Source organism: Pseudomonas sp. P5_A12 (genome assembly GCF_056400685.1).
In genome coordinates this window covers 1-7,115 of the sequence record NZ_JBFUKU010000267.1, presented here as the reverse complement: position 1 = coordinate 7,115, position 7,115 = coordinate 1, and the positions used below count along the sequence as shown (strand labels likewise).

Below are 7,115 nucleotides of genomic sequence, written 5' to 3'. Positions count from 1 at the left end.
CTTCCTGATCGCCTTTATTGCCCGTTCACAAATGGCCGACTGGCTGCCCCTGACAGAGCCCTTGGCGCCGTTAGCCAATCTCTGGCAGTTATGGCTGAATTCGGCTTTTCTGGTATTCAGCTGCATCGCACTGCAGTGGTCGCGTATGGCCGCCCGACAGGCGCGACTGGACGCAACGGTCATTGGTTTTGCATTGGGGGGGGTGTTTGCCATTGCCTTTCTGACGGGACAACTCTGGGTCTGGCAGCAGTTTGTCGCCTGGGGCTACTTTGTCGCCAGCAATCCGGCCAACAGTTTCTTCTACCTGTTGACCGGCCTGCATGGGCTCCACCTGTTGGGCGGGCTGATAGCCTGGGGCATCATCGTTGCCAAATTCCTGCATCGCGTGCCGTTGTCGCAACTCAGCGCCGGCGTTGAGCTCTGTACCACCTATTGGCACTACTTACTGGGTCTTTGGTTCGTGCTATTCGCTTTGCTGGCCAGCACGCCGCAAACCTATGAAGTGATCGCCAGATTCTGCGGCCTGAGGTGAAAAGCCATGGCATCGCATCMACTTGCCCCAAGCGAGTCCCATTCATCCAGTCCACTAGACTCAACGCCTGCACCGGGATGGCAGGGCATCGCCAGCGACTGGTCCTCGGACAGAGAGGCCTTCAAGCAGGTCCCTTGGGGCAAGGCGATGATGTGGATATTCCTGCTCAGCGATACTTTTATATTCAGCTGTTTTTTAACCGGCTACATGTCGGTACGCATGACCATCACCACGGCCTGGCCGAACCCCAGTGAAGTGTTCGCATTGACGATCGGCGGTAGAGAAATCCCGCTTATTCTGATCGCCATCATGACCTTTGTGCTGATCAGTAGCAGCGGCACCATGGCCATGGCCGTTAATTACGCCTATCGCCGTGATCGCGCGAAAACCACTGCCCTGATGCTGGCAACCGCGGCCTTGGGTGTGACCTTCGTCAGCATGCAGGCATTTGAATGGAGCAAGCTCATCGCAGAAGGGGTGCGTCCCTGGGGGAATCCCATGGGGGCGGCGCAATTTGGTGCCTGCTTTTTCATGATTACCGGTTTCCACGGACTGCATGTGTCAATCGGCGCCATCTACCTCAGCATTGTGGCGCTGAAAGTATCGCGGGGAGATTATGAGCGCTCCGGAAACTATCAGAACGTCGAGATAGCCGGACTTTACTGGCACTTCGTGGATTTGGTGTGGGTGTTTATTTTTGCTTTTTTCTATTTATGGTAGAGGAGCACGGGTGATGGCATATGCTCAGGGTCAGCAACATCCAATCAGTTTGTACCTTAAAATCTGGGGGTTGTTATTCGTCCTCAGCACGCTGTCGTACCTTGTCGACTATTTCCACTTCCATGGTTACCTTCGGTGGTCCCTGATCATCACTTTCATGCTGTTGAAGGCAGGTTTAATTGTCTCCATCTTCATGCATATGGCCTGGGAGCGGTTGGCCATGGTCTACGCCATATTGGTGCCACCTTTGTGTTTGCTGGTGCTCATAGGACTGATGGCCTCCGAGGCGGACTATGTTTTCCTCAGCCGGGTCATTTTCTTCGGCCAATAAGCAGCTTCCCGACGGCCGTGAGTCTGCGGGGGCTAACCCGATATCACTCGCTTGAACTGATGCCATTTGTGCTGCCAGGCTACTGTCCAGTGGGGGGCTGCCGCTCCCGTGCCGGCGATCTTCAGCGCTGGATGATGTTCGATGACCCGGTCCAATACCGATTCCTGATTCGGCTCAACATCCACGAAGAAGATATGTTTTCCATCTTCTACCATCTGTTTGAAATTGCGAAAGTGAGTGTTTGGCACCTGGAATCCAAAAAAACCGCCTTCCCAGATACAGAAGCCCACAATAACAATGGCAAGGAAGATAAAAGGCATCCAGCCTGCGGCGGATTCGGTCCAGCCCAGCCAATAGGCGACACCCAGGACCAGCGCTGCGAGTGGTACACCGACCACTGCTCCAATCTCACCAGAATGAACAGCATCTTGTTCCATTAACGAGCTAATCTCGTGGAGGTGATGTTGTTCAACATCAGCAACTTTTCCACTGAGCACATGAATCTGTTCGGAATTGATGCCGCTGGCCTCCAATTCATTTTCAATGGCTTCGAGATCGTCGAGATTGTCACTGATGTAATAGTGCCGATTCATGCCACACCTCCCATCTCGCGTTTGCTGTGAACCTCCTCTGTCCTGCAGCCTTGACTAAGATTTTCAGTCACTTCATGCAACCCGAAAGAAGTATAGCAGCCGCTAGAATGCGCAGAAGGAAGCGCCAGGATCCAAAGGCTGCATCAGGGGCTGGGGCGCTCCGACGAATTCTGTATCGAAGTGCCAAGGGAAGGAAACGCTGGAAGAGAGGGGAACCCCATGCTGTCGGGTCGCAGCGCAGGATGCATCGGAGCAGTGTCACAACCTGACTGCAGATTGTGAACCTCAATCATGATTGCGGTTGCTTCCCCGACGTAGGGAAGCAACCGTGATCGCCTGTGGATAACTTACTCAACCGTCACCGACTTCGCCAGGTTRCGCGGCTGGTCAACGTCCGTGCCTTTGAGCACAGCAACGTAGTACGACAGTAACTGCAGTGGGATGGTGTAAAGGATTGGCGACAGGATGTCGTGGATGTGCGGCATATGCACAACGTGCGTGCCTTCACCGTTGGTCATGCCGGCCTGTTCGTCTGCAAAGACGATCAATTGGCCGCCACGGGCGCGGACTTCCTGGAGGTTGGATTTCAACTTCTCCAGCAGTTCGTTGTTCGGCGCCACGGTCACCACGGGCATGTCGTTATCCACAAGCGCCAACGGGCCGTGTTTCAGCTCGCCAGCCGGGTAGGCTTCAGCGTGAATGTAGGAGATTTCCTTGAGTTTCAGGGCTCCTTCCATCGCTACCGGGAATTGCGCGCCACGGCCGAGGAACAGCGTGTGGTTCTTCTCGGCGAACAGTTCGGCGATTTTTTCCACGGTGCTGTCCATGGCCAAGGCTTCGCCCAAGCGAGTTGGCAGACGACGCAGTTCTTCAACCAAAGTCGCTTCGACGCCTTTGGCCAATGTGCCGCGAACCTGACCCAAGGACAGCGTCAGTAGCAGCAGGCCCACTAGTTGAGTAGTGAAGGCTTTGGTCGATGCCACGCCAATTTCGCGACCGGCTTGGGTCAGCAGGGTCAAGTCGGACTCACGCACCAGCGAACTGATGCCGACGTTGCAGATCGCCAGGCTGGCGAGGTAGCCCCCTTCTTCTCTTGAAAGCTCCTTGGCGTTGCGCAGTGCGGCCAGGGTGTCGGCGGTTTCACCGGACTGGGAGATGGTCACAAACAGGGTGTCTGGCTGCACCACGACTTTGCGGTAGCGGAATTCGCTGGCGACTTCGACCTGGCACGGGATGCCGGCCAACTCTTCGAGCCAGTAACGGGCAACCATACCGGCGTGATAGCTGGTGCCGCAGGCAACGATCTGCACGTTGCGCACTTTGGCGAACAGTTCGGCAGCCTGTGGACCGAACGCTTGTACCAGCACGCCGTTCGGGCTCAGACGACCTTCGAGGGTGCGCTGAACAACAGACGGTTGCTCGTGGATTTCCTTGAGCATGAAGTGGCGGAATTCGCCCTTGTCCGCTGCTTCGGCACCGTCGCGGTACTGCACGGTTTCGCGCTCGACGGCTTTGCCATCAACGTCCCAGATGTGCACGCTGTCACGGCGAATTTCAGCGATATCGCCTTCTTCCAGGTACATGAAACGGTCAGTGACCTGGCGCAGGGCCAGCTGGTCGGAAGCAAGGAAGTTTTCACCCAGGCCCAGACCAATCACCAACGGGCTGCCGCTGCGAGCCGCGACAAGGCGATCCGGTTGCTGAGCACTGATAACCGCCAGGCCATAAGCACCGTGCAACTCTTTGACAGTCGCCTTGAGGGCCACGGTCAGATCGTTCAGATCCTTGAGCTTGTGGTTCAGCAGGTGGGCGATGACTTCGGTGTCGGTGTCCGAGGTGAACACATAACCCAAGGCTTTCAACTGCTCACGCAGGGCTTCGTGGTTTTCGATAATGCCGTTGTGCACCACGGCCAGGTCGCCGGAGAAATGCGGGTGAGCGTTGCGCTCGCACGGTGCGCCGTGTGTCGCCCAGCGGGTATGGGCGATGCCGAGACGACCGACCAGTGGCTCGGCTTCGAGTGCCAGTTCCAGCTCGCTGACCTTGCCCGGACGACGCATGCGCTCGAGTTTTTCATCGTTGGTGAAGACCGCCACACCGGCGCTGTCATAGCCACGGTATTCCAAGCGTTTGAGGCCTTCGAGCAGGATGGCGGTAATGTTACGTTCTGCGACTGCGCCGACAATTCCACACATACTATTTCTCCTGACTGACAGCCGCGCAAATCAAATTGATTCCGCGGGCCTGAATCTGATCGCGTGCCGCAAGCGAGAGGCGATCATCGGTAATAAGGGTATGGACACTGCTCCATGGCAGCTCCAGGTTGGGGATTTTGCGGCCGATCTTGTCGGCCTCCACCATCACGACGACTTCGCGGGCGACTTCTGCCATGACCCGGCTCAGCCCCAGCAATTCGTTGAAGGTGGTGGTACCGCGGACCAGGTCGATGCCATCGGCACCGATAAAAAGTTGGTCAAAGTCGTAAGAGCGCAGGACCTGCTCGGCGACCTGCCCCTGAAAGGACTCGGAATGCGGGTCCCAAGTACCGCCGGTCATCAACAGCACCGGCTCGTGTTCGAGCTCGCTCAACGCATTGGCAACGTGCAGCGAGTTGGTCATCACCACCAGCCCTGGCTGCTGACCGAGTTCCGGAATCATCGCGGCCGTGGTGCTGCCGCTGTCGATGATGATCCGCGCATGCTCACGAATACGTGCGACGGCGGCGCGGGCAATGGCTTGTTTGTACTTGGAGACAGGTTGGCCGATGTCAGCGACCAATTCCTGAGGCATGGTGATCGCTCCGCCGTAACGGCGCAGCAGCAGGCCGTTAGTCTCGAGTGCCGCCAGATCTTTTCGAATCGTAACTTCCGAAGTTTCGAAACGCTTTGCCAGCTCGTCCACACTGACTTCGCCCTGCTCATTGAGCAAGGAGAGGATATTGTGCCGGCGTTGGGGTGTATTGCGCTTCGACATGGACTGGTAAGTTTCGATTCGAAAGATAACGGAAGCAATCAAAACCTATCGCCGAAATTTCGTCAAGCGTAATGCGATAAAAAGGCCTGTGCATAACTAAAAAAATCGCAGCTTACGGCGGGTCGTTCAGTACCTGCCGCAAACTGCGAACTTTTGATTTTGAAGCGCTGTGGATAACTTAGTTCTTCTTGACCTTTTCCGGCCGCTTCCAGCCGTCAATATTTTTCTGCCGCGCCCGGCCTATCGCCAACTGGGAGTTATCCACATTCTGGGTAATGGTCGAACCGGCCGCTGTGGTCGCACCAGTAGAGATATCCACAGGCGCCACCAACGAGTTGTTCGAACCGATGAACACATCTTCGCCCACTACGGTTTTCCACTTGTTGACGCCGTCGTAGTTGCAGGTGATGGTGCCCGCGCCAATGTTGGTGCGCGCACCGATCTCGGCGTCCCCAAGGTAAGACAGATGACCGGCCTTCGCGCCCTCGCCCAGGTGAGCGTTCTTCAATTCAACAAAGTTACCCACATGTGCGCGAGCCTCAAGTACGGTGCCCGGACGCAGACGCGCGAACGGACCGGCATCGCTGCCCTCGCCTAGAATTGCGCCTTCGATATGGCTGTTGGCCTTGATCACCACGCCTTTGCGCAGGGTGCTGTCCTTGATCACACAATTCGGGCCGATCACCACGTCGTCTTCGATGACAACTTTTCCTTCGAGGATCACGTTGATATCAATCAGCACATCGCGGCCAACGGTGACTTCACCACGCACATCGAAACGAGCCGGGTCACGCAGCGTCACGCCTTGAGCCATCAACCGGCGGCCGGCGCGCAATTGATAGTGACGCTCAAGTTCGGAAAGTTGCTTGCGGTCATTGGCGCCCTGCACTTCCATGGCGTCATGAGGTTGCTCGGTGGCCACCACCAGCCCATCGCTGACCGCCATGGCGATCACGTCGGTCAGGTAGTACTCGCCCTGGGCATTATTGTTGGAGAGCCGACTCATCCAGCCACCCAGTTGCGCGAAAGGCAGGGCGAGAATGCCGGTGTTGCCTTCAGTAATTGCACGCTCGTCTTCGTTGGCGTCTTTTTGCTCAACGATAGCGGTGACCTTACCGTTGGCATCGCGAACGATGCGGCCGTAGCCGGTCGGGTCGTCCAGTTCAACGGTGAGCAAGCCCAGTTGCTGCGGAGCCACTTTCTTGAGCAGGCGTTGCAGGGTTTCGACTTCAATAAGCGGCACATCACCGTAGAGAATCAGTACGGTATCGGACTCAATGAACGGCACGGCCTGAGCCACCGCATGACCGGTACCCAGTTGTTTGTCCTGCAGGACGAAATTCAGATCGTCCGCCGCCAGGCGTTCACGTACTGCTTCGGCACCATGGCCAATCACCACATGGATGCGCTGTGGATCAAGTTGCCGGGCGCTGTGGATAACATGGCCAAGCATCGAGTTGCCGGTGATCGGGTGCAGAACTTTTGGCAACGCCGAGCGCATGCGGGTGCCTTGGCCAGCAGCGAGGATAACGATTTCAAGAGACATGACTGGCTACCAATCCTGGGTGGTCAGCGGCTGCGACCAGATTATGAAAGTTGGAAAAGAAAAAAGGGTAGCCGAGGCTACCCTTTTTAATCAATCGCACCACAAGTCGATGACGGATTAACCGCCGAACTTCTTGCGGATCTGCTGGACGGTGCGCAGCTGAGCTGCAGCCTCGGCCAGACGTGCGGAAGCAGAACCGTAATCGAATTCTGCGCCGCGTTCATGCAAGGCCTTCTCGGCAGCCTTAACGGCTTCCTGAGCGGAGGCTTCATCCAGGTCGGCAGCACGTTGCACAGTGTCGGCAAGAACCTTGACCATGTTCGGCTGAACCTCGAGGAAACCACCCGAGATGTAAAACACCTCAGCTTCCCCGCCCCGAGGAAACCACCCGAGATGTAAAACACCTCAGCTTCCCCGCCC

The 7,115-nt window shown here is 56.6% G+C and carries 7 protein-coding genes and 1 pseudogene; 3 read left to right on the top strand and 5 right to left on the bottom strand.

Annotated features, from left to right (window positions below):
• The 3 genes from AC1DSG_RS24850 to AC1DSG_RS24840 form a co-directional block, all read left to right on the top strand.
• Window positions 1-532: cytochrome c oxidase subunit 3 (locus AC1DSG_RS24850; protein ID WP_477793266.1), on the top strand; the 532-nt coding region annotated here is incomplete at its 5' end.
• A 6-nt stretch (window positions 533-538) separates the two neighbouring features.
• Window positions 539-1,252, top strand: a complete 714-nt coding sequence (locus tag AC1DSG_RS24845) for a heme-copper oxidase subunit III family protein (RefSeq protein ID WP_477793265.1) — start codon at window positions 539-541, stop codon at window positions 1,250-1,252.
• A 13-nt stretch (window positions 1,253-1,265) separates the two neighbouring features.
• Window positions 1,266-1,583 (top strand): cytochrome C oxidase subunit IV family protein, encoded by a 318-nt coding sequence (locus AC1DSG_RS24840; RefSeq protein ID WP_477793264.1) that lies wholly within the window; start codon window positions 1,266-1,268, stop codon window positions 1,581-1,583.
• A gap of 32 nt (window positions 1,584-1,615) precedes the next feature.
• Here AC1DSG_RS24840 and AC1DSG_RS24835 read toward each other — a convergent pair whose 3' ends face one another.
• From AC1DSG_RS24835 to atpC, 5 genes and pseudogenes are all read right to left on the bottom strand, one after another.
• A complete protein-coding gene (locus AC1DSG_RS24835) occupies window positions 1,616-2,176 on the bottom strand; it encodes a magnesium transporter (RefSeq protein WP_477793263.1) in 561 nt (186 codons plus the stop codon).
• Window positions 2,177-2,523: 347 nt separating this feature from the next.
• Entirely contained in the window at window positions 2,524-4,371 is a 1,848-nt protein-coding gene (gene glmS, locus AC1DSG_RS24830) for a glutamine--fructose-6-phosphate transaminase (isomerizing) (RefSeq protein WP_477793262.1), read from the bottom strand.
• 1 nt (window position 4,372) lies between these two features.
• Entirely contained in the window at window positions 4,373-5,149 is a 777-nt protein-coding gene (locus tag AC1DSG_RS24825) for a DeoR family transcriptional regulator (RefSeq protein ID WP_477793261.1), read from the bottom strand.
• A gap of 178 nt (window positions 5,150-5,327) precedes the next feature.
• Window positions 5,328-6,695, bottom strand: coding sequence for a bifunctional UDP-N-acetylglucosamine diphosphorylase/glucosamine-1-phosphate N-acetyltransferase GlmU (gene glmU / locus AC1DSG_RS24820; RefSeq protein WP_477793260.1), 1,368 nt, complete (start codon window positions 6,693-6,695; stop codon window positions 5,328-5,330).
• Window positions 6,696-6,812: 117 nt separating this feature from the next.
• A pseudogene (gene atpC, locus AC1DSG_RS24815) lies at window positions 6,813-7,073 on the bottom strand (ATP synthase F1 subunit epsilon); the annotation flags it as partial.
• Window positions 7,074-7,115 lie beyond the last annotated feature (42 nt).